Here is a 25902-nt window from a genome sequence, read left to right on the forward strand (position 1 = left end):
TTGGGCAACTTAATAATACTAATAAGCCTAATTTTAAGTAAAGTTACCCAGTGTCACACTAAATATAGCGTAAAATAAGATTTCTGTCAATCCCTGTCACTAAATATGGAATTAGAGTACAGTGGTAAGGCGTCAATTCATTATAGCATTGGGTAAAAATATTGACTATGCAATCAACATCACCATCCCTTACTATCACCCCTAATAAAAATATTAAAGTCATTAAACGAGATGGTAGTCTGGCCCCATTAGATGTCTCTAAAATTCGAGAAGTCGTTAACTGGGCTTGTGAGGGAATGGAGGCGAATCCGATTACCCTAGAAGCGGGACTAACCACCCGACTGCGGCATGGTGTGACTACCCGAGAAATTCAGGATAATTTAATTAATTGCGCCTTAGAGTTATGCAGTCCCTCCGACCCAAACTGGCGTTATGTGGCGGGAAGACTACAGATTTGGAGTTTATGGAAAGATACCTTAGTCCGTCGGGGCTATGAATACGGCGACTATTGCAGAACGGTTCATAATAAAGTGGAACAGGGACAATATGACGTTCGGATTCTGACTTACACCGCCGAAGAACTTCAAGAGGCCGGAAGTTGGATTAATCCCGAATGGGACAAAGATTATGATTATGCTGGGGCAGTTTTGTTAAATAAACGCTATTTATTAACAGATGAATTACCCCAAGAAGCTCTATTAACCTGTGCGTTGCTATTAGCAATTGTAGAAAAACCAGAAAATCGGTTATTCTGGGCGAGAAAGTTTTATCAAGCGATCGCTCAACGTAAAGTTTCCTTAGCTACCCCAATTTTAGCAAATTTAAGGATTCCTCACGGCTCCCTGAGTAGCTGTTTTATTACGGCAATGGATGATAATTTGGAAAGCATTTTTGACACGATTAAAGATGCCGCCAGAATTTCTAAAAATGGCGGCGGTGTGGGCACAAATGTTAGCCGAGTGCGGTCAACTGGCAGTTGGGTGATGGGAAAACAAAACACCTCGGGGGGTGTGATTCCTTGGATTAAATTATTAAACGATACGGCGATCGCGGTGAATCAAGGCGGACGTCGGGCGGGGGCGATTACGGTGAGTTTAGATGTCTGGCATTTAGATGTTCCTGAATTTCTGGAAATGCAGACGGAAAATGGCGATCAACGTCGCAAAGCTTATGATATTTTCCCTCAATTAGTGATTCCTGATGAGTTCATGCGTCGGGTGATCAGTCGAGAAGATTGGACACTGGTTGACCCCTATGAAGTTAGGGAAAAACTGGGCATTGAATTAGCCACAACTTGGGGGGAATCCTTTGAAAGTGTATATCAAAAAATAGAAGCAAACTTAGATACGGAAATCACCCTTTATAAAAAGGTTAATGCTCGGGATTTATTTAAGTTAATCATGCGTTCCCAAGTAGAAACCGGAATGCCCTATTTATGGTTTAAAGATACCTCAAATCGGGCTAATCCTAATCAACATGAAGGCTATATTCCGGGGGGGAATTTGTGCCAAGAAAGCTGGTCGAATGTTAAACCTGGAGAAGAAGCACACACTTGCAACTTGGATTCTTTGAATTTAGCTAATATTGAACGAGAAGAACTGCCGGAAGTCTGTGAAATTGCGGTGCGAATGTTAGATAATACGATTGAAATTACTAACACTCCCTTTGAAGCTAGTAAAACCCATAACCAAAAATATCGGACAATTGGGGTAGGGGCGATGGGATTAGCGGATTGGTTAGCAAAAAATCGCTTAACTTATAACCATTTAAACGAAATTAGTCATCTGTTTGAAGATATCGGTTTCTATTGTACTAAAACCTCAATGGAACTGGCAAAAGAACGGGGTTATTACCCAGCATTTAAAGGCAGTGCTTGGAGTCAAGGAAAGTTAATTGGGGCGAAACCCGTAGAGTGGTTTTTGCAACACGCGGCGCAGAAAGAACGTTGGCAACAATTGAGTTTAGATATTCAACAATATGGGATTCGTAATTCTCATATTACCGCGATCGCTCCTAACACATCCTCTTCTTTGGTGCAAGGATGTACCGCTAGTATTTTGCCCTGTTATAGTCGTTTTTTCTATGACAAATGGGCGAAGGGAACAGTTCCAATTGCTCCACCGTTTCTTCAGGATCATTTTTGGTTTTACCCGGAAAATAAAAGCCTAAATCAACAAATTGTTGTTAAGGCGGTGGCGACGGTTCAAAAGTGGATTGATACCGGAATTTCCATGGAATTAATGTTTAATTTGAATGAGGGAGTTTACTTTCCTGATGAACCCGATCGCGCTATCAAAGCTAAGGATATTTTTGATACCTTAATCTTAGCTTGGCAAGAAGGCTGTAAAGCGGTTTATTATGTCAGAACCGTGCAGCGTGATAGTTTCAAAGAAACTGATGATGGTTGCGTTGCTTGTGCTAATTAAAGGCTAACAAGCTAACTTGATAAAACTATGTCATACTGGTGGGGGAAAGTTATCTTAAATTCCTTGATTTTACGAGTATGACCTTAGACTTTGCTTCATCCCCACCCCTGGACAAAAATGGGCGTAGAAAGCCCTTAACTATGCCCATAAATCCGATTTTCAATCCGAATGGAAATGATGATATTAATCATCGTTCTATTTGGTTTGGGGAAACCACAAATTTAATGCAATTAAATGATGTGCGTTATTCCTGGGCCGTGGGTTTGTATAAACAAATGCGCGAGAATTTCTGGGTTAATTAGGTAGCTCAGACTAAATCCCTTGAAAACGGTGAAACTCTGTGTAATTTATTGGCGTTGCGAGAAAGTTTTTTGTATTATGAAATATAACTTTCATAATATCAAAAATGGAAAGCAAGACCTGTAGCAAGTGTCACGTTGTTAAACATATTTCCGAATTTCACAAAGACGCTAGGTTAAAAAGTGGAATAGTCTCAAGGTGCAAAAGTTGTATTCTTGCATACAAGCAAGACTATTACGCATCAAGTCATGGGAAAGCTAAATCCAAAGCCTACGTTGAAAGAAATAAAGAAAAGATACAATCCTATAACAAGCAGTATCTTAGGGAATATAGAAACTCTGGAATAAAAAATAAAAATAAACTAGAGTTTTGTATTTATAAAGGTGGTTGTTGTTCAGAATGTGGATTTGTTGCAACGGAAGATACTATTGCTGCCTTTGATTTTCATCACACTGATCCTTCTGAAAAGGAATATACTCCATCAGATATGGTGTTAATGAGAAAAGATAAGGTATTCCAAGAATTAGATAAATGTATTCTCTTGTGTTCTAACTGTCACAGGATTCTACATTACAGACAATACCGTGCCAAGCTTGCTAAAAAGCAAGAAGGTGTAGAGACTAACCCTATAAGGGAGTAGGCTGTAAGCGATTGACAGTCGAAGCGGGGGACTCCTTTTTCTATTAAAAGGATGATGAGATAGTCCGATCCATAAGGTGACTTATGGCAGCTTAAATCAAGCGGGTTAGACTTAGCGAATCTAACTGAACACCAATGACCCGAAAAATTAGATATTACTCAGGATGTCGTGGATTATGTTAACTTAACTCCCGATGAACGTTGGGCATTTGATGGAATTTTAAGTTATTTAACCTTCTTAGATTCTGTTCAAACCTGCAATATTCCTCATCTGAAAAGTTGTGTAACTGCCCCAGAAATTAGTCTTTGTATGGCAGAACAAACTTCTCAGGAGGCGATGCACAATCAGAGTTATCAATACATGATTGAAACGATTATTCCATCCGATCGGAGAACCTTTGTTTATGAGTTTTGGAAAACCGATAGTGTTTTGCGCGATCGCTGTGAATTCATTGCCGGGATTTATCAACAATATATGGATGTGCGATTCGTTTAACCTAAAATAAACCGAAAGGTTTATGGGACGGTTAACCCAGTTTATAAGACTGGTGATAACTGATTACATTTATGGGTGAACCGCCGTGCGGTAAGTCCCATCCCTCAAGTGCTGAGGTGAAAACATAACCCCTAGTTTGAATGGGTAGCAACCAACAAGCTAAAGCGGGGTTAAAAGGTAGAACTACTGGAAGCCAAATCTGGTAACTATCGAGTAAGAAGTCCATGCGTAGCGAAAGCAAAGATGTGTTTGAACCACCGTTAATTGTGATGGTGTAATGGCTAAATCAAGAACAATCTTGAATAACACCAAGCCAAAAGGCAAGGATAGGGCATAAGCGGGTGTTCAACCGACTTATAAGCACCGCCCAAAAACCCGGTGGATAACATCACGCTAAAGACTTCAAACAAATGTGTAATCGGAACGAAGTAACCCCTATATATCTCTGGAGAGGTCGTGCGTCCAGTAAGTAGCTAACGAATGATATATGGGGAAGGGATGGTATCAAAAGCGAATGCTTTGCTGTAATGGCAAAGATATGCAGACAGATACTCGGTAATTCCAAAGAAATAGAACAAGTAGCAATCTATATGTCTAAAACGCTGATTAAAACTCAGACGGTGGAATGGAAAGACCTTAACTGGCGTAAGCTGGAAAAGGTAACTTTCAAGTTGCAAAAGCGCATATTTCGAGCGAGTGAACGAGGCGATGTTAAAGCAGTTCGTAAACTTCAAAAGACCCTGATTAATTCCTGGAGTGCTAAATGTATTGCGGTTCGCAGGGTAACACAAGATAACCAAGGCAAAAATACGGCTGGAGTGGATGGAGTTAAATCTCTGACCCCAAAGCAACGTATGAACTTGGTAGGACGATTAAAGTTAACCAATAAGGTAAAACCAACTCGCAGAGTTAATATTCCCAAACCTGGTACAACAGAAACCCCCCCCAAGCCCCCCGTGCACGGGGGGTTTGGGGGGCGGAATACCCACAATCAACGACCGCGCATTGCAAGCGTTAGTAAAACTAGCGTTAGAACCAGAATGGGAGGCTAAATTTGAGCCGAACAGTTATGGTTTCAGACCAGGACGTTCCTGCCACGATGCAATCGAAGCAATATTTAACAACATTAGATACAAGTCCAAATATGTACTTGATGCTGATATCTCCAAATGCTTCGACCGCATAAACCACAAAGCGTTAATCTCCAAAATAAACACATACCCTACATTAAGCCGTCAAATTCAAGCGTGGCTAAGAGCAGGGTACATGGACGGAAAAGAACTTTTTCCTACTAATGATGGTACACCACAAGGCGGGGTAATTTCACCTTTACTTGCGAATATTGCCCTACATGGTATGGAAGAAAGAGTCATGCAATATGCAGAAACTCTAAAAGGGAGAAAATTGGCTAACCGTCAATCTCTTAGTTTAATCCGTTACGCCGATGATTTCGTAATAATCCATGATGATTTAAACGTAGTCAAAAAGTGTCAAGAGATAATTGCAAAATGGTTAAGTGACATGGGATTGGAATTAAAACCAAGTAAAACAAAATTAACCCACACCCTTAATGAAATCGAAGGAAATGTTGGGTTCGAGTTCTTAGGATTCCATGTACAACAACACAAAGTAGGTAACTACCGATGTGCGAACAACACGCACGGAACACCGCTAGGTTTTAAGACATTAATCACACCCTCAAAAGCCAAAGTTAAAACTCATCTTGTCAATATAGCTGAAGTAATAGATACCCATAAGACTGCCCCTCAAGCTGCTTTAATTAGCAAGCTAAATCCAATTATTAGAGGTTGGTCAAACTATTACTCAACTAAAGTTAGTAAGGATACTTTCTCAAAAGTTGATAATCTAACTTATGACAAATTAAGAGCCTGGGCAAGAAGGAGGGGAAAAGGGAACATCAACAAAGACAAATACTGGAGAACAGTAGGCGACAGAAATTGGTGTTTCAGTACAAAAGATGGATTAGAATTATTCACCCACGCCAGTACGCCAATCGTAAGGCATACAAAGGTCAAGGGAGAGGCTAGTCCGTTTAATGGAGACTGGATTTACTGGAGTAAACGAAGGGGCGAATATCCTGAAACTCCTAGCAGAGTTTCCAAATTAATCAAAAAACAAAAGGGTATTTGTCCTCACTGTGGTTTGTATTTCACAAGTACAGACATTGTAGAAGTTGACCATATTAAACCAACATCATTAGGTGGAAAAGACATCTATGATAATTTACAACTTCTACACAAACACTGTCACGACACAAAGACGGCTCATGATGGTTCTTCAACTAAAAATAAGCAATTACCAATAGTTGAGAATTATGAAAATAACCCGTTTTGAATCGTATCCGTAACAAGGATGGAGTTATCAAGGAGCCGTGTGAGGTGAAAGTCTCACGCACGGTTCTGAAGGAGAGGTAGGAGTGGTAACGCTCCTATCGACTCTAACAATCCCACCCTGGAAAATTACTTTATTTCCCTGTTAGCTGACTATATGTTAGAAGGAATTTACTTCTACAATGGGTTAAATTAATGGCCCCCTAGCACCGCGAGATGTTAGTGAAAACTCATCAAATTGCTGGAACCCCCTAAAGCCTTTATACCAAAGCGAAATTAGAAATGATAAGCGCGCCAGGTGCGAGAGCAGAAAAAAGTTAAAGGATTGATTGGAAGCCGCAAGGGATCTAATCTTTACAATGGGCAATCAGCAGCCAAGCTCCTCATAAAAGGAGAAGGTTCAACGAACAGAGGGTGAGTATCTTTTATTCGTTTAAGATAAAAGATAATGGTATGTTCTAGCCCCTACCGAAAGGATGGGTAGTAGCGTTATCTACTTCTACAATTTAGCGTCACGGATGTTAATGCCGGGATCTGCCGATATTTTCAAAATGATTAACCGTTAAATTCATAGCGGCTTTTCACGGTAACGTGAATTGAAAACCCCTCTAATTCAGGGAAACTCTCAATTGAGACAATCCTGAGCCAAGTGGAAAGATGAACTTCCCCATGTTATAATTCATCTACAACCTAATAGATGTCTTAGCTCATGGATGCCAAACACCCTGATTTGCCTTATACGGTTTCTGAAGATGGTTCTATGCTCAAAGTAAGAGGTCAAGGAATTAAGAAGACGACCCGAAGTACCGCCGGATATCGTCAGATTAGTTGCTATGGAAAGACATTTCTTGTTCATAGAGTTGTTTGGGAAGCATTTAACGGGGAAATACCACAGGGATTGCAAATCAATCACATTGATGGAAATAAAGCTAATAATAGTCTGTCTAATCTTGAGTTGGTGACACCTGCTGAAAATATCCGTCATGCAGTCAAAACAGGATTAAAACAAGGGAAATCAGCCGAAACTAACTCTATGGCTAAACTCACTAATGAACAATATTTGGAAATAATCCATGATCTTGTCAATGGGGCAACCAATCAAGAGGTTGCTGATAAGTATGGGTTACACTCCCGATATATCTCACTGATTCGTCATAGAAAACGTCTGAAGTCTGTTTGGCAGCAATTCGAGAATGAAAATCAAGTCGTTCAAGTTAAAAATAGTTCGGGTTTAAACAGTAAAATTCCTATTGAGCAAAGAATTGAAGCTATTAAGAGACTTCCGACTTGCTCTAATAAGGAATTAGCCCAATGGCTTGATGTTGACTGCTCTGTTATTAGCAATGTTCGTCATAGAAAAACATGGATTGATGCTTGGGAAGTTATTGATTCTAAAGGTGCAACGACTAGCGGTAAAAGCGTAGTAGCAAGTGCTACGAAACGGGGGGCTTCCTATTAGGAAGATGATATAGTCTATTCTGAAAGGTGACTTTCAGCAGTTCTTAAGAGAACGGGCAAGGACTAACGACCCTTGTTGAATATTAAGGATGAACTTTCTCATGTTCGGTTATTCCAGAAATTAATTCCTGAAGCCATGCAAGTGTTTACCCACTCTGTTGATCAAATTTATGAAATGTTCAATACCGCCGTTGAACATGAATGTAAATGGACTAATCATATTGTGGGAAATAATATCTTAGGAATCACGGAATATAGTACGGAACAATACACCAAATATCTAGCCAATATTCGGTTACGTTCTATCGGTTTAGAGCCCCTTTATCCCGATAAAAAGTACAGTAAAAGTCCCTATACCCATTTAGAACGCTTCTCGGATACCAAAAAAGAAGCCCATACTAAAGCCAACTTCTTTGAAGCCAGCGTCACCAGTTATGTGATGTCTTCTGGGGTCAGTGGTTGGGACGAAATTTAACCTGTCGTAGAGACGTGCCATGGCGCGTCTCTCTGTTGTGGCTATTGCATTTCTCTACCCCAATGCTAAAATTTATGTCAACATAGAGAAAATAGCTTTCTGATAGTTTTTGCTCGAACTCCGTATGAATACTGTCCGTCCTACAACCCATGCTCTAATTCCGATAGAAAGACTCAAACATTTAATTAATCAATCGATTACCACCCTAGAAACCCTACTTCAAGATCCAGCAGTTTCTCCGACTGAACGAGCGAATATTGCCTTAAAAATATTAGAAATGTCGGGATGTTCTTCCGTTACTCCCCTGGAACTTCTACAATCTCCCTCCCTACTGGCTTCATCTGTAAATTTTAACGCTTCTCCTATTTCCCAACCCTCTACAACAACCGTTGAACTTCTCCCATCTTCCGCCCCAATTGTAGCTGAGAATAATCTGGAAATTTTACCTGCTAATTATGTGCAGATTGAAAATTTTTTAAAACCGCAAGAGCATAAAGAAGCATTGAAAATTGCTTTCAAACAACCGGATAAATTTGTAGGTTCAAAAACAACTACTCAAGCAAGTAATTATCGAAAATCTTCCATTCTCTATGCAACTTTATTTCCTGATTTCTACGAATTACTGCGTAAAAAATTAATTGCTATAATTCCTTCTGTTCTCACCCAGTTAAACCTTTCACCCTTTACCGTTTCCCAGGTAGAAATGCAATTAACCTCCCATAATGACGGGTGTTTTTATAAAATTCATAATGATTCGGGTAGTCCCGAAACCGATACTCGCGTAATTAGTTATGTCTATTATTTTCATAAACAACCTAAAAACTTTTCAGGGGGAAATTTAAGACTATATGCTACGGAATGGCAAAATGGTTATGCCTTGAATGAACGGGAATTTATTGATATTGAACCCCATAATAATAGTATTGTTTTTTTTGATAGTCGTTGCAAACATGAGGTCATGCCTGTCAGTTGTCCGTCCCAAAGGTTTGAAGATGGACGCTTTACCCTTAATGGTTGGTTGCGTGCGGGTTAATTCAATATTTGATAGTTGCAAAAAGCGATCGCCTTGTTTAAAGACTGACCGCTTTTTAACCCTAGCAGGACTTACACACAAGACCAAAGAAACCGGGTTTGGTGCTTAAGTCCTACCTAGATTTAAAATTGAATTAATCGGGAAAACAATTACATCGAACACCCTTCTGGAGTATAAAGGTTTAAATATTTTGCTGACATCCAGCCATAGGCTTTTTTATCATCACCTAACGGTTTTCCTAACCACCATAATTGCTGATTAAAGCAACATTCAATTAATTCGACATCAACGTGATTGGGGATTTTATAAATTACATTATCAGAAACAGCATCGGGAGATGAACGCACATTAAGATTGGTGTCCGTGGATAAATTCACAGTGGCAAACTCTCGGTCAGAAGCTATAATAAAAGCATGGGGTTTATAGACATACCAAACCATACTTTTATCTTTACCAGTGCCTAATGATGCAACTAAGGTAATCTGGTAATGATCGGGTTTATGATCTTGGTAGCTGCTTAGGATTAAGCGACTTCCAAGCGGAAAATTGATTTTTTGAGTCTCTGTTAAGGTTGAGGAATCAACAGGATGCAATTTTAACAGAGTTGTGTGGGTAATAATTAATCGCATTTTTATTCGGGGTATGATTTGATTGTGATTTTATCGGGTTTTATAAATTCATAATAGCATAAGCTGTTCAGCATTTAGACTATACAGCCTAGCAATCATTCCCATTATAACACGCCGGAAATCGGTAATTAGTATTGGTGGCTCATTAAAATTAGTTAAAAATGTCCTCTTTCCAAAACCCAATCAATTTCGGGTACTGTATCATTAATTAAAGTTTGAATTTTATTAATCATTATTTGAAAGACATCGGGATAATATTTCGACCTAAAAAGTATAGTGAACTAGGAATAGCTATTTTTAGATCTCTGCTGGTAGCAACTGCTTCCTGAAACATGGTTTTATCTAAATTAGTTTTACATTCAGCACAAACATATCCTAGATGTGACTCAAGCAGCTTAGAATTTTTAAACTCACTATCTAATGAAGTTTTTAAGTACAGTTTTTTTCCTAAAATAAAATCTTGATTTTTCGTTCTTAAACTGGGTTCACCTCCTTGACCCTGATTTCCCAAAGAAGACAAAAAACTTAATCCAGAAAAGGTATTTTTTGGCCCAATTTCAAAGGAGTCATCAATTCCTTGTAAACTTCTATAGATCAATTGAGGGAGAAATTCCTCAAGAATTGTATTATCTAGTTTGAGTTGTCCTTTTTGACGATATAGAAAATTATCAGAACTATCAAAGATTAAGTCCAGTTCAATGAAACGCTGATAGGAATTAGTTACCTCTACTAAATTTTCTACCGTATCTTTTTGATCTTTTTCAACAGCTTCTAATGCTTGTATCCACTGTTGATATTGTTTTAGGGATTCTTCAACTCGTTCTTTATCAGCAGCAGGTAATTGAGGGTTGTTCAAACAAGCTTTGAGTTTATCATAATGAGGTGTTGGGAATTTCAGCATTGTCAGATGATCCTTTCGAGGTTTTATTGTTGTAAATAGGGAGATGGAGTTAAACTGTAAACTTTATTAATTGCGTCTCTGAGAGAAGATTCATTTTTTTCTGAAACTACATCTAATCCTTGGGTTAAAACTTGTTCAGCAACCTGTCTAGCAATTATATCCCAGTTTTGAACTGATATAGAAACTTTTTTGTTGACTAAGTGTAATAAATCTTCTCGAATGATTTGACCAAACTTATTTTTAAATTGACGTTTTTGTGTGAGTACCGAGTCAAAAACACCAGACTGTTTCACTAATTCTATAATAATTTCTGAATTATAGAAGGGAACACCTAACACCGTTGATTGATAACCGACTACAAAAATGATTCGTGTTTCTTTTTGACAGACTCTCTGAAGCTCTTGGAGAACAGCAACTAGATCTAAACAGTATTGGATGACAGTCAAAAATCTATTGCCTCGGTTAGCTCGATTTGAACCTATTTCGGATTTAGCAATTTTGAGTAAGTCCCAACCCAATAGTTCTGCGGAACTGCGATAATTTTGGTGATAATTGAAAACGTTGATATAGGGAGGAGAGGTAATCACAAAATTAATACAATCATCTTCGAGGGGAAGCTGACGCGCATCCCCTAAAACTGGATGAATTTTTTCTTCAGAATATGGAAGTTCCCGAATTAATTGGTAGAGTTTACAAGCGGTATGGTAAATCTGTTCTCTGGTTAAGTTATGATTTTCTGAGATATCTAATAGGATCACTAACCCATGAACAATAATACTCTCAAAATCTTCTAATTGATCATAGAGTTCACTCAAATTTTGTTTAAATTCTTCTATTGTCAGGGGTTGATGGTACTGGATATCAAAAAAGTTAGATATTTCCAGTATAATTTCTAATTTCTGGGTTATGGATGTAATGATCTGTTCTCGTTTGTGTCGTGTTAAGTTGATAAATTGATAGGTACGACTTAAAATCCAGGCTGCGGGATTAAGTTCACATCCAAATGCTTTTAAGCCTAAACACCCAGCTTCATAAACTACTGTTCCACTTCCGAGAAAGGGATCTAAAATTGTGGCGGTTTTGGGAGCATAGGCAAAAATTAGGTTTTCCACTAATTGAGGAGCAAATTGTCCACGCCAGCTAAACAGGTTAGACCGAGTTTTGTCCTCAATATCCAGAATATCTTGGGGTAAACTGATATTGAATTCTTTTACATTCTGACTCAAAAATTTTTCTCGGAGTCGGTTGTCTAAAAACAGGCGATTTGCCATATTAAAATAAGAACTCTTGCAAAATAATTTTATGGTATTATGGTAAGTTTTGCTCAATTTCATAAAATCCTAGAGACTAACCATTCTTCACAAATTTTTGCTAAAAACTCCATAAAATGGTAAAAATTGAAAGTGAATTTAGACAATAACTCTGCGATGAACACTCAATTTTATCTAAATTTGAAACCTCATGAATTTAAACGGAGATTTGGTGTCAAGATTCAAACCTTTCAAGAAATGGTTAATGCCATAGAGCAGTTCAGGTTAGAACATCCTAAAGATAGGAGAGGACGTCACACCCACCTGACTCTCCAAGAGCAAGTTTTAGTAGCCTTGGAGTATTGGCGAGAATACAGAACATATTTTCATATTGGGACAAATTGGGGAGTATCAGAATCAACTATTTGCCGAATTGTTGCTAATATTGAATCAACTTTAATCAAAACAGAAAAGTTTCGTATTCCGGGAAAAAAAGCATTAATTCAAGATTCTGGCTACCCCGAAATCGTAGTGATGGATGTCACAGAAACGGCTATTGAAAGACCGAAAAAAAAACAGAAAAAATATTACTCAGGAAAGAAAAAACATCACACACTCAAAATTCAGTTAGTAATTAATCAAGAAACTAAACAGATTATTTGTACAGATTTTGGAGAAGGACATTGCCACGATTTTAGCTTATTCAAAAAAAGCAAAATTCATTTTCACCCCCAAACTGATAGTTTACAAGATAGTGGCTATCAAGGGATTAAGGATTATCACTTGAATAGCTATGTACCCAAAAAGAAACCCAAAAATGGCAATCTTTCGGTCTTAGAAAAAGACTATAATCAAGCTTTGGCTCATCAACGAATTGTGATTGAACACGTTAATCGGAGCCTCAAAATTTTCAGGATCTTATCGAGTCGTTATCGAAATCGTCGTCGCCGTTATGGTCTTCGTTGTAATTTGTTGTCGGCCATTTATAATTATGAGTTGACACTCTTAGTCTGAAAGTGAAAATTTGTTATTATAGCATAGATTTTTTTTGCAAGAGGTCAATATAATGGAATTACTCAAGGATTACAATAGAATACCCGATCTCAGAAATTTATCTCAGATAATATGCACACTATTATAATTTTGTCAATGGCAATTACAAATCTTTATAATCCGTAATAATCAGAAATGTTCTTCGAGGGGGGATTAGGAAGGGGGATTTGGGCAGATATTATCCCTAAATTCACGGTAAAATTCTCTAAGTCAACAATAGATTGAGACTTGTAGCCATTTCTTTCAATTTTTTACAAAAAACAACCATTATGATACCTTGACAAAAATTCTACATCATCCACCTCATCCTGTCAACTCCCTGATTTTTCGTCAAAAATATGAGAATTATTCGCAATAATTTAGCAGTTTACAGTTGTTTACAATTCCGAATGTTTGAAAGTTTAAAATTATCTGTACAGATTTATTATTTTTACTTATTGGTTTTGCTTGGGGTCTGGGGGATAATAGGGTGAAAAATAATAGTGGATAATTGAATGTCCGTTTCAAGCTAAAGTAAGAGACGTTGCTCAAGCGGTCAGCATGATTGAAGTTGAAAAGTTGTGTAAAACCTACGGTTCTACTGTAGCGCTGCGGGATGTTTCCTTTGCGGTGGAACCTGGGGCAATCTTAGGATTTTTAGGGCCGAATGGGGCGGGAAAAACCACCACCCTGCGGATTTTATCGGCCTATCTTCCGGCTACCAGTGGAACTGCGAGAATTGCCGGGTTTGATGTGCATGAAAAATCCATGGATGTGCGACAACGGATTGGTTATTTACCGGAAAATCCGCCACTGTATCCCGATATGACTGTGGAAGGATATTTGTATTTTGTGGCACAGATTAAACAAGTATCGGCGGGCGATCGCAAAATAAAAGTAGAAACGGCGATCAGAAAATGTGGATTATTGGAAAGGCGAAAATCCCTAATTAGAAAATTATCGAAAGGCTACCGTCAACGAGTAGGAATTGCTCAAGCTATTGTCCATGATCCGCCTGTAATTGTATTAGATGAACCGACGGTAGGGTTAGACCCGCGACAAATTATTGAAGTGCGGAATTTAATTAAGAGTTTAGCCGGGAGTCATACGATTATTTTGTCAACGCATATTCTACCGGAAGTTAGTATGACCTGTAGCCAAGTGGCGATTATTAACCGAGGTGAAATTGTGGCGACGGGGACACCGGAAACCCTGATGGAACAGTTGACGGGAGGTTCGGGATATGAAGTAGAACTCGACGGAGAAATAGAGGAGGAGAAATTGGTCGGGTTGAAACAGATATCGGGGGTAAAAGTTATTGAAAAAGTTGGTAATTTAGGGGATTTAAACCGAGGGATATGGCGGTTGGGTTGTGAACTAGATCAAGAACCTGCACCGGAAATTTTAGCGATGTTACTGGCATCGGATTTGAAAGTCTATGAACTGCGGCGGACTCGTGCAAGTTTGGAAGATGTATTTTTAGAGTTAACTACCCAAACTCAGCCCGAAAAAACCGAGTTGTTACCAACAACAGATTCCCAGACTGTAGAGGATATGGAAACAGAGGAAAATATTACTTCGGAATTGGAGAATGAGGAATCTAAAAATATAGAAGATCCTGATTCTCAACCTAAAAATTCAACATTAGATCGGGAGGAGGAATAATTGTGTTAATAATTTTGAACAATATTATGGCAATTTATCGCAAGGAATTACAGGGATATTTTGCCTCTCCCTTGGCCTATGCTATTGCGGGAGTTTTTTGGCTAATTACCGGATACTTTTTTATTGCGATTTTATTAGGGCCAGAAGGGTTAATTCAACAGGTTGCCTACCGAGATCAGATGGGAATAACTGAACCCCCGATTGATTTACCTTATGAATTTTTACAAGTATATTTGCGTTTGATTGGAACCTTATCGTTATTTGTGTTACCGATGTTGTCGATGGGGTTATATGCAGAAGAACGAAAACTGGGAACTTTGGAATTGTTAGCCACTTCTCCCCTAACGAATTGGGCGATCGCCACGGGAAAATTATTAGGGGTGCTGACGTTTTATATAACTATGATTTTACCCTTAATGGGATTACAGGTATTAGCCTTCAGTGCTTCTAAACCTCCGGTTTCTCCGGGTTTGTTTTTATTAGCTCATTTGGGGTTAATTTTATTGGCGGCGGGAATTTTATCCCTGGGAATGTTTATTTCTTCCCTAACAGATAGTACAATTTTGGCGGCGGTATTTACCTTTGCGCTGGTTTTATTCTTATGGGTAATTGACTTAATCGGTGGAAGTCTGGGAGGAGTTGTAGGAGAAGGGTTAAAACAATTATCTCTAATTTCTAGTTATACTAACTTTATCCGAGGAATTGTGGATAGTAGTAGTATAGTCCTGTTAGCTAGTTATATTATTTTAGGGGTATTTCTAACAGCGCAGTCAATTGATGCTTTACGTTTCCAACGTTCTTAATAATATGATCAAAACCCAATTTAAACTCAATCGTCAATTTATACAATTCCTATTTTTCCTTGGCCCTAGTTTGATCGTCATGGGATTATCTGCCGGGATCGTGATCGGAAGTTGGGAACCAATTACTTTAATCTTAATTATTACCGGAGTTGTAATTTTAGGATTATGGTTTTTATTCCAAGCCTATTTTAAACCCCAAGATAAGTCTCAAACTCCCTATTGGACTCGCCGAGCTACCCAAGCCGGAACTAATGCTTTAGCTTCTACGGTATCTGTTTTATTAATTTTAGGATTAATTAATTTTGTCGCCATTAGAAATAACTTCCGCATTGATTTAACCGAAAATCAACAATTTACCCTGTCTCCCCAAACCCAAAACCTAGTTAAAACCTTTGAACAACCCATAAAAGTTTGGGTTTTTGATCGAGGAAAAAATCCTCAAATTCAAGAACTATTAACCAACTATCAACGCCTGGGTGGTAAAAATTTTCAGTATGAATTTATCGACCCCCAAGCTCAACCCGGACTGGCGCAACAATTTGGGGTGAAAGAGTTTGGCGAAATCTATTTAGAATCAGGAAAAAAACGACAACGGGTAAGAAAAGAAGCCTTAGAACCCTTAACCGAATTAAAACTGACCAATAATATTGCACAATTATTCAGTAACCGGACTCCAAAAGTTTATTTTATCCAAGGTCATGGAGAACGACCCTTAACCGAGGGACAGGGAGGATTATCGGAGGCAATAAAAAGTTTAACCGAAAAGAATTTTATCGCCGAACCGTTAAATTTAGCCGAACAAACTGCTGTTCCCTCGGATGCAGATGCAATTATTCTTGCTAGTCCCCAACGGAAATTATTTGCAGGAGAAGTTAAAGCCCTAGAAACCTATTTAGATCAAGGTGGTAGTGTTTTATTATTATTAGACCCGCAAACTAATCATGGTTTAGATGAACTCCTAGAAAAATGGGGAGTTAAAGTTGATCCGCGCCTGGCTATTGATGGGTCAGGGGGTGGCCGTTTAGTTGGTTTGGGGCCGACAGTTCCAATTGTGCGAGAATATGGTAAACATCCGATTACCCAAGATTTTGGGAATGGAATTTCGATTTATCCCTACGCCAGTCCGGTGGAAACCCGCACTATTGATGGGATTACCGAGATTCCGTTAATTTGGACAAATGATCAAACCTGGGCGGAAAGCGATCTCAAAAGTCCTGAACTCAAACTTAACCCGGAAGTAGACCGAGCCGGCCCCCTATCCCTAGGAGTTGCCTTGAGTCGCCCCCAGAAACAGGCTGAAAAGTCGCAAACTAAACCCTCACCCAGCCCCTCTCCAGAGAAACCCGAAGCCCGGTTAGTGGTGTTCGGAAATTCCCAATTTGCCACTAATGGATGGTTTGGTCAGCAACTGAATGCCGATGTGTTTCTTAATTCTGTGAGTTGGTTGAGTCAGTCTGACCAGGAGACTTTATCTATTCGTCCGCAATTAGCCACCAGTCGCCGAATTGCTATGACCCCAACTTTAGGACAAACTTTGAGTTGGTTGGCGTTATTGGTTTTACCGATATTTGGGTTTGGAATGGCGGTGTTTGTGTGGTGGAAAAGACGTTAGTTGGAATTGGTATTTTTACGAGGGGGAGGCTTGATTTAACCACAAAGACACAAAGACACGAAGAATACAAAAAAACAGCCAAAAGTCTTGACTCTATAACAAAATTACCTATCACGGATTTAAGATGATTACGCAGATTAACACAGATTAAAATCCGTGAAATCAGTGAAATCCTTTTAAATCCGTGATCACTATTACCTCTTACCTCTTACCTCTTATGACATTTTCAACTATTCCTTTAATTGGGCTACGCGCTGACCATTTCCGTCATCCGTTGGATTTACAAGCCACGAATACCTTGAAACAATTTCCGGGTTTAGATATATTAATTCGGCAAATTTTGGGGGGTGTGGGAGAACAGTTTTTTTATTTAGAAAATATTGCTTCTAGTATTTTGGTGAGTCAGCAACAGTTACCTGATTTGCATGAATTATTATTAGAGGCTTGCAAAATATTGGATTTAGAACCTCCTCAACTGTATATTCGCCAAAATCCAATTCCTAATGCTTATACCTTTGCGATGCGGGGAAAACAACCGTTTATTGTGATTCATACGTCGTTAATTGAATTATTGACCCCGGATGAAATTCAAGCGGTGATCGCCCATGAGTTGGGACATTTAAAGTGTGAACATGGGGTTTATTTAACCCTGGCGAATTTAGTCATATTAGCGGCTAATCAATTATCGCCTTGGGGAACAATGTTGACCCAGGGTTTACAGACTCAGTTAATGGAATGGGTGCGCTGTGCAGAATTTACTTGCGATCGCGCAGCCTTACTGGCCACCCAAGATCCCAGAATAGTCATGTCGGTATTAATGAAATTGTCGGGAGGCTCTCCCAGTTTAGCCCCGCAACTCAACTTAGATGCCTTTGTAGCCCAAGCCAGAACCTATGATCAAATTAGTAGTACGGAACTCGGAGAACTGCTTAAACAAGCCCAAACAGCCCAATTAAGCCACCCCCTCCCGGTGCTACGGGCGAGGGAAATTGATCGCTGGTCGAGTAGTTCAAATTATCAGGACTTGCTAAAAAGAAAGTTTATGGTGTATGATGGTGAAGCCAACCGAAAGGGCGGGTGGCGGAATTGGTAGACGCACCGCACTCAAAATGCGGCGGCTTCGGTCATAAGAGTTCAAGTCTCTTCCCGCCCACTTCTAAGCCTTAAAGAGCTTCACTCGCGTAGTAAGCCCTTTAGGGCTTTATCATTATTTCAAGGTTTCTGTATCCCGATCACCCCATATTAAAATTATTTAAAATGGACATAACCCTGAACCCCGGTGAATTAGCACCGGATTTTGTTCTACCCGATAGCGATGGTAACCCTGTCCGTCTCAGTGATTTTCACGGGAAAACAGTGGTTTTATACTTTTACCCCAGGGATAATACCCCTGGATGTACAAAGGAAGCCTGTGGGTTTCGGGATAATTACGGAGAATACCAAGAAAAAAATATAATTGTTCTAGGGGTAAGTACGGATAACCAGGTTGCTCATCGTAAATTTATTAGTAAATATCAGTTACCCTTTCCTCTATTAGTTGATGAAGGGGGGAAAGTAGCAACCGAATATGGCAGTTACGGACTGAAAAAATTTATGGGGAAAGAATTTATGGGGATATTTCGTCATACTTTTGTGATTGATGCTCAGGGTCGGATAGAAACTATTTATCGGAAAGTTAAACCGGAAACCCATAGCCTAGAAATTCTACAAACCCTGGGGAAACCATAGGATTTTCCTGATGCTTTATTTAAGATGGAGATAGGCTAATGAGTAGTAAAAACTAAAAAACGCCTATATGTTTTTAATTAGAGGAGAAAAAACACTTTGGTGGTATCCTTTGCCAAATATGTTTGGAATTTTGGACAAACGGTATTAGGAATTATTTTTCGTCATCCTATCCCTGGAACCAGTATTATTCCAATTCTACCTGATGGCAAAATTGTGCTGGTGCGCCGTCGAGATAATGGGAAATGGGCTTTACCCGGGGGCATGGTAGACTGGGGTGAAGATATCCCCACCACTATTAAAAGAGAACTGGCAGAGGAAACTGGGTTAGAATTGGTTAAGATTCGCCGTTTGGTGGGTGTCTATTCTGCGCCTGATCGAGATCCGCGAGTCCATTCCATTTGTGTTGTCGTAGAAGCGGATGTTCAAGGTAACTTTCAAGTTCAGGACATCCAGGAAATTACGGAGGTTAAAGCCTTTTCTGTTACATCCCTCCCCTCCGATTTTAGCCATGACTGTGAACGACATCTTCAGGACTATTTACAGGGTTTAACGACCCTAGCGTAAGGTTTTGTCCACAATATTAAAAATTTAGGATGTATCAATTATTTCATCACTTCCGAATTCAAGTGTCCCAGGGACAGATTTTCTGGTGTGAAGTCGGTGATGGCCCGGCAATTATTTTTCTGCATGGGTCTTGGACGGATAGCAGTCAGTGGGTACCGTTGATGCAGTATTTAAGTCTGGATCACCATTGTTTTGCACCGGATACTTTGGGATCTGGAGAGTCTCGACCGTTTACAAAAATTCACCCTTCTATTAATTTAGAAGTTGAGTGTTTAGCGGAATATATTCAAACCCTCAAAATTGAAGAAGTCTGTTTAGTAGGTAATGGGTTGGGAGCTTGGATAGCAACCAGTTATGCCTTGAAATATCCCCAAGTGGTTAAGGGTTTAGTGGTTATTGCCCCGGAGGGAATAACCTTTAAAAACTATAAAAAAGAATGGGGATGGAAACGACAATTATCGGCTTATTTTTCTCCGTTATTTTTGTTTTTGAAACTGATTTATCCCCTAGGGTTTCTATTCGGAAAAGGAAAAAAAATTCAGGCTTGGTTTAGCGATCGCCAAATTCTGTTGGAGTGGCCTGTTGCCAGTCAACTGTTGTACCGTCGTCGCTGGGCAGAAATTCAGGCAGAAATGTTGAATCAACCTCTGGAGTCGTTGAAATTACCCACTTTGGTCTTACAAGGAGATGAGGATACCGCCACCGCCTTGAACCAGAGTAAAACTTTCTCCGAAATCGCACCGATGACTCAATATCATATAATTGAGGGCGGGAAACCGAATTTACCCTTGCAAATGCCAGAAGTTATCGCCCAATATATTCGGGAATTTATTACCCATCAAGTTCAGTTTTCAGAGCCGCCATCCCCCGAAATATTAGATCGGGATCAGCCACAGGATGAATACCCCTATCAGGAAACCGCTTGGTGAAGTAGGACAGTAATAAATTGCGATCGCCTCCGGTGATTACCATCGCCCCCTGGGGATATTGTTTTTGCCAGGCTTCAATAAAATCCCGCACTCCGGCCAACAGGGTATAAATAATTCCGCTCTGAATTGCCTCTGAGGTTTCGGTAGCCCAGCGTGGCGGTAGATGGGGAGGGGAGAATTCAACCCTCGGTAGGGTGGCGGTTTTCTGAGCCAAGGAAGACCGTTGTAGCCCTAAACCGGGTAAGATAGCTCCTCCCACTAGCCGTTGATCGGCGTCGGCGGCGGTGAAGGTTAGGGCTGTTCCCGCATCAATTACTAAAATTGGCCATCCATACTGTGTTCCTGCTCCTAATACAGCTAAGGCGCGATCAATGCCTAGGGTTGAGTACATTCCGTTCAGGGGAATATCAGCTAAGGTCAAAACCCGAACTTGGGGGAATCTGGCCCAATATTGGGTGGGTTCGCAGACCACGGAAGCAACGATTAAAGGTAAATCATCTTTTAGGGTTGGGGGTGGTTCGGTATTGTCCTCATCCCAAGTCTCTAATACCGTTTGACCGCATAACTTAGCCCAATGGCGTCGAGAATTTCCTAGCATCAATCCTAACCAGAGACGATTTCGGAATGAGTATAATTGAGGGGATTCACACATCTATCTTTAGGAATACTTCCAATTTTATGAACAATATTGTAAAATATCTTGACAGAAAGTTTAAGGGTTAATGGTGCATTTGCAAATTCTGTTTTCATGGATTATTGACTATCCTGATATTAAACTAAGACTTTTTCTTCTTCTTCTCAAGCTAGGAAACATCTGATTTATAAAGTTGATTAAATTTGATTAGATTGTGGTTGGAAAACTTGGGAAATTGATGGCTTAAAACAACTGGCTGATCAATTAGCGATCGCGATTAAACAAGCCCAACTTTATACACAAGTTCAAGAAACCGCTTGCCAATATCAACTCCAAACCCAAGATTTGCAAGCCACCTTAGAAGAATTAAAAAATACTCAAATTCAATTAATTCAAAGTGAAAAATTATCAAGTTTAGGTCAAATGGTAGCCGGAATTGCCCATGAAATTAATAATCCCAATAATTTTATATATGCTAATATTTCCCACGCCAGAAACTACGTTCAAAACTTGCTAGAAGTCTTGAATAAATGTCGAGAGTTTAGCCCGGAAGTTGGAGAATTTTTAAATCAAATGGGTGAGGAAGTAGAACTCGATTTTATTCAAGAGGACTTTCCCCTGTTAATTGATTCTATGGAACAGGGAAGTGTGAGAATTCGTTCTATTGTTGATAGTTTAAAAGATTTCTCCCATTTAAACGAATCCGAATGGAAATCCGTTGATTTAACTGAAGGTTTAGAAAGTAGTTTGACCTTGTTAGAACATCGAATGACTCAAATTAAAATCAATAAAAATTATCAAACCATTCCCAAAGTTAATTGTTTCCCTAGTCAAATTAATCAAGTCTTTTTCCAAGTTTTAAGTAATGCCATTGATGCGGTTAAATCTAATCCAAAAGAGGGAGAAGTTACTTTAACAACTGAAGATCACAGTCCAGATTTTATCAGAATTACAATTCAAGATAATGGACTAGGAATTCCAGATGAAATTAAATCTCGAATTTTTGATCCATTCTTTACGACAAAACCCGTAGGCCAAGGGACAGGAATGGGACTGGCTATTTGTTATCAAGTAATTGTTAAAGCTCATGGTGATAAATTAGAATTTAAGACTCAACAGGAAAACGGGACAGAATTTATGATTGAGATTCCTTGTTCCTAAATGGTATTATAATTTTATTCTCCTTTTTTTGTGTCTTTATGTTTCCTTCTTTTTGGTTGCTTTAAATCTATTAAAGTCGTTTAAAAACTAATACACCATTCTTTTGATAGGACAATTTAAAATTGGGTTTTGCTTTTAATTGAGTTGCATATTTTTCCCCTAAATCTTTTGTATCGGGCCAAGGATGACGTAAATTTAAAATCACATAATCAAATTCTATTAAATTAAAGTCTGGTGATACTTGATTGAGTAATTTAATAGTTTTACGATGGGTAAAATGGGGTGCAAGTCTGTTATCGGTCAAAACTCCACCTTTAGTGTGAATTTGGCTGACAGCTTTTTGGGTTGCTGACCAATTATCAATTCGAGTAAAATAGCCTAAAACTTGTGTATGATCTGCCCATAATAAGAATACTAAAATTGACCAAAGTATGATCCATTTCGGTAGTTTTTGATGGGGAATTGTGAATAGATGAGAAGAAGACCCCCAATGTCTCACCTTTGGTAATAGGGGGTGAGAAGATTCGGTTTCTTCCTGGGGTAAAGATATGTAAGAAGATACATTTTCACCCAGTTCTTTTCCCCCCATTAGCAAGAAAGGGCTAGGGGGGGTCTGAAATTTATTCCATAAACCCCATAAACTATTAGCAAGTCCTGCCTTTTCTGCTGCTAAAGTTTCTATCATCACTAATAATAAAAAAGGTAATGCAGGGAGAGAATATTGATAAATTAAACTGCGTTGCATCGGGTCAATAGATAATATATTGAGTAATAAAGTTGGAATGGCGGGAACTAATACGATAAACTTTTGAGGATTTAACCACCAAATCACCGCGACACTAAACTCCAAGAAATAAACTAAAGTATTGATAGATAATAATTTTCCTAAAATCAATTTAGGTTTAATAATTGTATTGAAAATTACCCCTAAAACCGAATCCCCTAAATAATCATATCGAGATACTCCGGCGGCTTCTTGACCACTATAAAAAGGGATCATAACCTGAGTTGCAATTAAAAACCAAGTGATTCCTAACGCTATTGCTATCATTCCATAAAAACGACGTTGTTCAAAAAAGATCAACCAAAATCCAATAGCAATTACGGTTAATGCGAAAACGGCTTTACAGGCTAATATCCAAATAATTGCTATAATAAACCAGATAATTTTTTTCTGTTTTGCTGCTAAAATTGCTCCAAAAATTGCTGGGACTGCTAAAACATCGGGGTGGAAATCAAATAAATTAATATTAAAAATTTCAGGATAGAGTAAATAGGCGATCGCAACGGCTAAACTTAATCGTTGATTTAATCCCGCTAATTGAGCTAATTTCCATGTTAATCCAGTCGCAGATCCCAAACAAATTGCTTGCACTAAAAATAACCAATAAACACTCGGATAAATTTTATATAATAATGCTAAAGGATAAATTGCGATCGCTCCATGATCTCCCAAAAAATGAAAACCCAAAAATGAAGAAATGGGTTGTCTTCCTATACTAATTAAGTATATAATTTGATCATAAATTCCTAAATCATAGGCAGTAGACTGAAATAAAAAGTGACGTAAACTGCTATAGAAAAATAAAATAATTGTGCCAATTCCCATAACTTTCCAGATAGAAATGGAAAATAGGCTCTTAGTCTCTATCGGCGCTGAAGCTTCGGGATGGTCTGGGTGGGTTTGCATTTTGTTCATTACTCACAACGAAGTTCAGTCTACCTGAGAGTGAATCTTCTGAACAGTAGAATCTTTGATTATATCTCAATCTTTTAATTCCTAGATAATATCCCTAACTCGATTTGAGCAGGAATTGGGAAATGGGGATCAACCATCGTACTATGGTTATATCAAATACTTGTTAAGAAAAGATGAAAGCAATTACACTTCTGGGTTCTACAGGTTCCATCGGGACTCAAACCTTAGACATTGTAGCAGAATATCCCGAACAGTTTCGGATTGTGGGACTCACTGCCGGAAGCAATATTAACCTATTAGCCCAACAAATTCGCGCCTTTAACCCCAGTATTGTCGCCATTTCCAATCCTGACCAGTTACCCGAATTAAAAGCCCTGATTACTGATATTAACCCCCAACCAATTTTACTCGCGGGAGAGGAAGGAATTATCGAAGTTGCACGCTATGGGGACTCGGAAGCAGTAGTTACCGGAATCGTCGGTTGTGCAGGTTTATTACCTACAATTGCCGCCATTGAAGCCGGAAAAGATATCGCCCTAGCTAATAAAGAAACCTTAATTGCTGGGGGGCCGGTTGTCAATCCTTTAATCAAAAAACATGGGGTAAAATTATTACCTGCGGACTCGGAACATTCAGCAATTTTTCAATGTTTACAAGGAGTTCCCCAAGCGGGATTAAGACGAATTATTTTAACAGCTTCTGGGGGTGCTTTTAGAGATTGGCCCGTAGAAAAATTAAAAGAAGTAACAGTAGCCGATGCCATTACCCATCCTAACTGGTCAATGGGCAAAAAAATTACCGTTGATTCAGCCACAATGATGAATAAAGGTTTAGAAGTAATTGAAGCGCATTTCTTGTTTGGATTAGATTATAATGATATCGAAATTGTGATTCATCCCCAGAGTATTATTCACTCGTTAATTGAGCTACAAGATACCTCCGTTTTAGCCCAATTGGGTTGGCCAGATATGCGTTTACCGATTTTATATGCCATGTCTTGGCCGGAAAGAATTTATACAAATTGGCAACGTTTGGATTTAGTTAAAGCGGGGAATCTAACCTTTAAAGAACCGGATGATCAAAAATATCCTTGTATGTCTTTAGCCTATGCTGCTGGCAGGGCTGGGGGTTCGATGCCTGCGGTTTTAAATGCAGCAAATGAACAAGCTGTTGCTTTATTTTTAGAAGAAAAAATTGCATTTTTAGATATTCCCAAGGTCATAGAACTAACTTGCGATCGTCATCAAATTGATAATCGTAAAGATCCGACTTTAGAAGATATTATAGAGTCAGACCGTTGGGCAAGACAAGAAGTAATTGTGGCTTCTAAAAAACTTCATCAAAAAATAGCGGTTTAAGTTGTAAAAAAACGACTAATAAACTTAAATTTGAATGGATTTATAAATTGGCTGAGACTGCAAAAATTGTAGGGTTGAGGCGGGCTTCAACCCTATAAAAAAAATCCAGGTTAATTTGATTGAGCGCAGTCTGAATCAAATTAACTGGATCACAACAAAAAATTCCTATTCAGATTCAGGATTTGTATAGGGATCAACATTCGGGTCTTGGATAGCTTCAGGATGAGGATTAGTATAGGGTTTTAAATTAGGGTCTGCATTAAAATCGGAATCGGAATTTGTATAGGGATCAACATTCGGATCTTTTACAGCTTCAGGATGGGGATTGGTATAAGGCTCAGTATTAGGATCTCCATTTGGTTGAGAATGACTAGAAGTAGACATTAGCTTATAACCTCATTAATTTCAGATGGGTGGATTGTCAATCAGAGTCTAAAAAGTAAATTTTCCTTTCGGGACTTCACTTATTTAAGTGCATCTGGGCTAAGATCCCAAATTCTATCATACAAAATTAACAAAATGGCGTAGTCTCCGCCTTGCAGCATCGCGTCGCTTCTTAGGCATACCCCCTGATTCAGCAACGCCCAATATCCATATATATGTGTCTGCGTGTGTCCAAGATTAGACCGTTGCCCCTTGTATCGGACAAAAACCATTAAATTCTGATGCCATCATTTGTTCCCTAGGCGAGTGACTCCCAGCCACAAAAAGCTGAACCCCATAGAAATGAAGGATTTAGCGGGCATGAAAAAATATTTT

23 protein-coding genes, 1 tRNA gene and 2 pseudogenes are annotated in these 25902 nt (G+C 38.9%); 19 read left to right on the forward strand and 7 right to left on the reverse strand.

Features of this window, described 5'->3' with window-relative positions; genetic code table 11:
* The first annotated feature begins 167 nt into the window (after window positions 1-167).
* The 8 genes and pseudogenes from AC559H_RS13295 (at window position 168) to AC559H_RS13330 (ending at window position 9178) form a co-directional block, all read left to right on the forward strand.
* Entirely contained in the window at window positions 168-2426 is a 2259-nt protein-coding gene (locus AC559H_RS13295; RefSeq protein WP_026795572.1) for a ribonucleoside-diphosphate reductase subunit alpha, read from the forward strand.
* Between the two features lie 77 nt (window positions 2427-2503).
* On the forward strand, window positions 2504-2728 hold the full coding sequence (locus tag AC559H_RS13300; RefSeq protein WP_227351138.1) for a ribonucleoside-diphosphate reductase: 225 nt from the start codon (window positions 2504-2506) through the stop codon (window positions 2726-2728).
* Window positions 2729-2832: 104 nt separating this feature from the next.
* Complete coding sequence (locus tag AC559H_RS13305) at window positions 2833-3366, forward strand: hypothetical protein (protein ID WP_036831655.1); 534 nt, start codon at window positions 2833-2835, stop codon at window positions 3364-3366.
* A 150-nt stretch (window positions 3367-3516) separates the two neighbouring features.
* Window positions 3517-3861 (forward strand): annotated as a pseudogene (locus AC559H_RS13310) (ribonucleotide-diphosphate reductase subunit beta); the annotation flags it as partial.
* Between the two features lie 590 nt (window positions 3862-4451).
* A pseudogene (gene ltrA, locus AC559H_RS13315) lies at window positions 4452-6216 on the forward strand (group II intron reverse transcriptase/maturase).
* A 705-nt stretch (window positions 6217-6921) separates the two neighbouring features.
* Window positions 6922-7671, forward strand: a complete 750-nt coding sequence (locus AC559H_RS13320) for an HNH endonuclease (RefSeq protein ID WP_051319513.1) — start codon at window positions 6922-6924, stop codon at window positions 7669-7671.
* Between the two features lie 72 nt (window positions 7672-7743).
* Complete coding sequence (locus tag AC559H_RS13325; protein ID WP_081693633.1) at window positions 7744-8145, forward strand: ribonucleotide-diphosphate reductase subunit beta; 402 nt, start codon at window positions 7744-7746, stop codon at window positions 8143-8145.
* 124 nt (window positions 8146-8269) lie between these two features.
* Entirely contained in the window at window positions 8270-9178 is a 909-nt protein-coding gene (locus tag AC559H_RS13330) for a 2OG-Fe(II) oxygenase (protein WP_026795571.1), read from the forward strand.
* A 149-nt stretch (window positions 9179-9327) separates the two neighbouring features.
* On the opposite strand, the gene AC559H_RS13335 is transcribed toward AC559H_RS13330, so the two are convergent.
* From AC559H_RS13335 to AC559H_RS13350, 4 genes are all read right to left on the reverse strand, one after another.
* Window positions 9328-9807, reverse strand: coding sequence for an SH3 domain-containing protein (locus AC559H_RS13335; protein WP_026795570.1), 480 nt, complete (start codon window positions 9805-9807; stop codon window positions 9328-9330).
* 155 nt (window positions 9808-9962) lie between these two features.
* Entirely contained in the window at window positions 9963-10040 is a 78-nt protein-coding gene (locus AC559H_RS13340; RefSeq protein ID WP_202806297.1) for a hypothetical protein, read from the reverse strand.
* Window positions 10040-10708 carry a Bpu10I family restriction endonuclease gene (locus tag AC559H_RS13345; protein ID WP_202806293.1) on the reverse strand — a complete coding sequence of 223 codons (669 nt, stop codon included), beginning with the start codon at window positions 10706-10708 and terminating at the stop codon, window positions 10040-10042. The genes AC559H_RS13340 and AC559H_RS13345 overlap by 1 nt, the downstream gene beginning before the upstream one ends.
* 23 nt (window positions 10709-10731) lie before the next feature.
* On the reverse strand, window positions 10732-11979 hold the full coding sequence (locus AC559H_RS13350; RefSeq protein WP_036831677.1) for a DNA methyltransferase: 1248 nt from the start codon (window positions 11977-11979) through the stop codon (window positions 10732-10734).
* A gap of 156 nt (window positions 11980-12135) precedes the next feature.
* Here AC559H_RS13350 and AC559H_RS13355 point away from each other — a divergent pair, with 156 nt between their 5' ends.
* From AC559H_RS13355 to AC559H_RS13395, 9 genes are all read left to right on the forward strand, one after another.
* Window positions 12136-12972, forward strand: a complete 837-nt coding sequence (locus AC559H_RS13355; RefSeq protein ID WP_036834550.1) for an IS5 family transposase — start codon at window positions 12136-12138, stop codon at window positions 12970-12972.
* Between the two features lie 579 nt (window positions 12973-13551).
* Window positions 13552-14655, forward strand: a complete 1104-nt coding sequence (locus tag AC559H_RS13360) for an ABC transporter ATP-binding protein (protein ID WP_026795568.1) — start codon at window positions 13552-13554, stop codon at window positions 14653-14655.
* Window positions 14656-14681: 26 nt separating this feature from the next.
* On the forward strand, window positions 14682-15458 hold the full coding sequence (locus AC559H_RS13365) for an ABC transporter permease (protein WP_422630668.1): 777 nt from the start codon (window positions 14682-14684) through the stop codon (window positions 15456-15458).
* 4 nt (window positions 15459-15462) lie between these two features.
* Window positions 15463-17070, forward strand: coding sequence for a GldG family protein (locus AC559H_RS13370; protein WP_036834039.1), 1608 nt, complete (start codon window positions 15463-15465; stop codon window positions 17068-17070).
* Between the two features lie 217 nt (window positions 17071-17287).
* Window positions 17288-18163, forward strand: a complete 876-nt coding sequence (locus AC559H_RS13375; RefSeq protein WP_026795565.1) for a M48 family metallopeptidase — start codon at window positions 17288-17290, stop codon at window positions 18161-18163.
* A tRNA-Leu gene (locus AC559H_RS13380) sits at window positions 18142-18223 on the forward strand. Before AC559H_RS13375 ends, AC559H_RS13380 begins: the two co-directional genes overlap by 22 nt.
* Before the next feature lie 110 nt (window positions 18224-18333).
* Entirely contained in the window at window positions 18334-18798 is a 465-nt protein-coding gene (bcp, locus tag AC559H_RS13385) for a thioredoxin-dependent thiol peroxidase (RefSeq protein ID WP_026795564.1), read from the forward strand.
* Between the two features lie 99 nt (window positions 18799-18897).
* Window positions 18898-19362, forward strand: a complete 465-nt coding sequence (locus tag AC559H_RS13390) for an NUDIX hydrolase (protein ID WP_202806342.1) — start codon at window positions 18898-18900, stop codon at window positions 19360-19362.
* 29 nt (window positions 19363-19391) lie between these two features.
* Window positions 19392-20291: an alpha/beta fold hydrolase gene (locus AC559H_RS13395; protein ID WP_052349352.1), complete on the forward strand. Its 900-nt coding sequence runs from the start codon at window positions 19392-19394 to the stop codon at window positions 20289-20291.
* Here AC559H_RS13395 and AC559H_RS13400 read toward each other — a convergent pair.
* A complete protein-coding gene (locus AC559H_RS13400) occupies window positions 20194-20943 on the reverse strand; it encodes a pantothenate kinase (protein WP_036834041.1) in 750 nt (249 codons plus the stop codon). The two genes, AC559H_RS13395 and AC559H_RS13400, sit on opposite strands and share 98 nt — an antisense overlap.
* A 327-nt stretch (window positions 20944-21270) precedes the next feature.
* Here AC559H_RS13400 and AC559H_RS13405 point away from each other — a divergent pair, with 327 nt between their 5' ends.
* Complete coding sequence (locus AC559H_RS13405) at window positions 21271-22086, forward strand: sensor histidine kinase (protein WP_051319855.1); 816 nt, start codon at window positions 21271-21273, stop codon at window positions 22084-22086.
* A 70-nt stretch (window positions 22087-22156) separates the two neighbouring features.
* Here the strand turns inward: AC559H_RS13405 and AC559H_RS13410 are convergent, their stop codons facing one another.
* The gene (locus AC559H_RS13410) at window positions 22157-23785 is read right to left on the reverse strand and encodes a DUF2079 domain-containing protein (protein ID WP_237745631.1); all 1629 of its coding nucleotides are present in this window, start codon (window positions 23783-23785) and stop codon (window positions 22157-22159) included.
* A gap of 173 nt (window positions 23786-23958) precedes the next feature.
* Here AC559H_RS13410 and AC559H_RS13415 point away from each other — a divergent pair, with 173 nt between their 5' ends.
* Window positions 23959-25143: a 1-deoxy-D-xylulose-5-phosphate reductoisomerase gene (locus AC559H_RS13415; protein WP_026795561.1), complete on the forward strand. Its 1185-nt coding sequence runs from the start codon at window positions 23959-23961 to the stop codon at window positions 25141-25143.
* Between the two features lie 165 nt (window positions 25144-25308).
* On the opposite strand, the gene AC559H_RS13420 is transcribed toward AC559H_RS13415, so the two are convergent.
* The gene (locus AC559H_RS13420; protein ID WP_026785740.1) at window positions 25309-25527 is read right to left on the reverse strand and encodes a hypothetical protein; all 219 of its coding nucleotides are present in this window, start codon (window positions 25525-25527) and stop codon (window positions 25309-25311) included.
* Window positions 25528-25902: the final 375 nt, after the last annotated feature.

The organism is Planktothrix prolifica NIVA-CYA 540 (assembly GCF_963864145.1).
Taxonomy (GTDB): Bacteria; Cyanobacteriota; Cyanobacteriia; order Cyanobacteriales; family Microcoleaceae; genus Planktothrix; species Planktothrix agardhii.

Bases quoted from the DNA above. Each gene is read 5' to 3' on its own strand.
- AC559H_RS13320 (WP_051319513.1), top strand. From the start codon at position 6,922: ATGGATGCCAAACACCCTGATTTGCCTTATACGGTTTCTGAAGATGGT.
- AC559H_RS13355 (WP_036834550.1), top strand. From the start codon at position 12,136: ATGAACACTCAATTTTATCTAAATTTGAAACCTCATGAATTTAAACGG.
- AC559H_RS13330 (WP_026795571.1), top strand. From the start codon at position 8,270: ATGAATACTGTCCGTCCTACAACCCATGCTCTAATTCCGATAGAAAGA.
- AC559H_RS13375 (WP_026795565.1), top strand. From the start codon at position 17,288: ATGACATTTTCAACTATTCCTTTAATTGGGCTACGCGCTGACCATTTC.
- AC559H_RS13415 (WP_026795561.1), top strand. From the start codon at position 23,959: ATGAAAGCAATTACACTTCTGGGTTCTACAGGTTCCATCGGGACTCAA.
- AC559H_RS13420 (WP_026785740.1), bottom strand. From the start codon at position 25,527: ATGTCTACTTCTAGTCATTCTCAACCAAATGGAGATCCTAATACTGAG.
- AC559H_RS13365 (WP_422630668.1), top strand. From the start codon at position 14,682: ATGGCAATTTATCGCAAGGAATTACAGGGATATTTTGCCTCTCCCTTG.
- AC559H_RS13410 (WP_237745631.1), bottom strand. From the start codon at position 23,785: ATGAACAAAATGCAAACCCACCCAGACCATCCCGAAGCTTCAGCGCCG.
- AC559H_RS13350 (WP_036831677.1), bottom strand. From the start codon at position 11,979: ATGGCAAATCGCCTGTTTTTAGACAACCGACTCCGAGAAAAATTTTTG.
- AC559H_RS13345 (WP_202806293.1), bottom strand. From the start codon at position 10,708: ATGCTGAAATTCCCAACACCTCATTATGATAAACTCAAAGCTTGTTTG.
- AC559H_RS13370 (WP_036834039.1), top strand. From the start codon at position 15,463: ATGATCAAAACCCAATTTAAACTCAATCGTCAATTTATACAATTCCTA.
- AC559H_RS13305 (WP_036831655.1), top strand. From the start codon at position 2,833: ATGGAAAGCAAGACCTGTAGCAAGTGTCACGTTGTTAAACATATTTCC.
- AC559H_RS13400 (WP_036834041.1), bottom strand. From the start codon at position 20,943: ATGTGTGAATCCCCTCAATTATACTCATTCCGAAATCGTCTCTGGTTA.
- AC559H_RS13340 (WP_202806297.1), bottom strand. From the start codon at position 10,040: ATGATTAATAAAATTCAAACTTTAATTAATGATACAGTACCCGAAATT.
- AC559H_RS13335 (WP_026795570.1), bottom strand. From the start codon at position 9,807: ATGCGATTAATTATTACCCACACAACTCTGTTAAAATTGCATCCTGTT.
- AC559H_RS13295 (WP_026795572.1), top strand. From the start codon at position 168: ATGCAATCAACATCACCATCCCTTACTATCACCCCTAATAAAAATATT.
- AC559H_RS13300 (WP_227351138.1), top strand. From the start codon at position 2,504: ATGACCTTAGACTTTGCTTCATCCCCACCCCTGGACAAAAATGGGCGT.
- AC559H_RS13360 (WP_026795568.1), top strand. From the start codon at position 13,552: ATGATTGAAGTTGAAAAGTTGTGTAAAACCTACGGTTCTACTGTAGCG.
- AC559H_RS13395 (WP_052349352.1), top strand. From the start codon at position 19,392: ATGTATCAATTATTTCATCACTTCCGAATTCAAGTGTCCCAGGGACAG.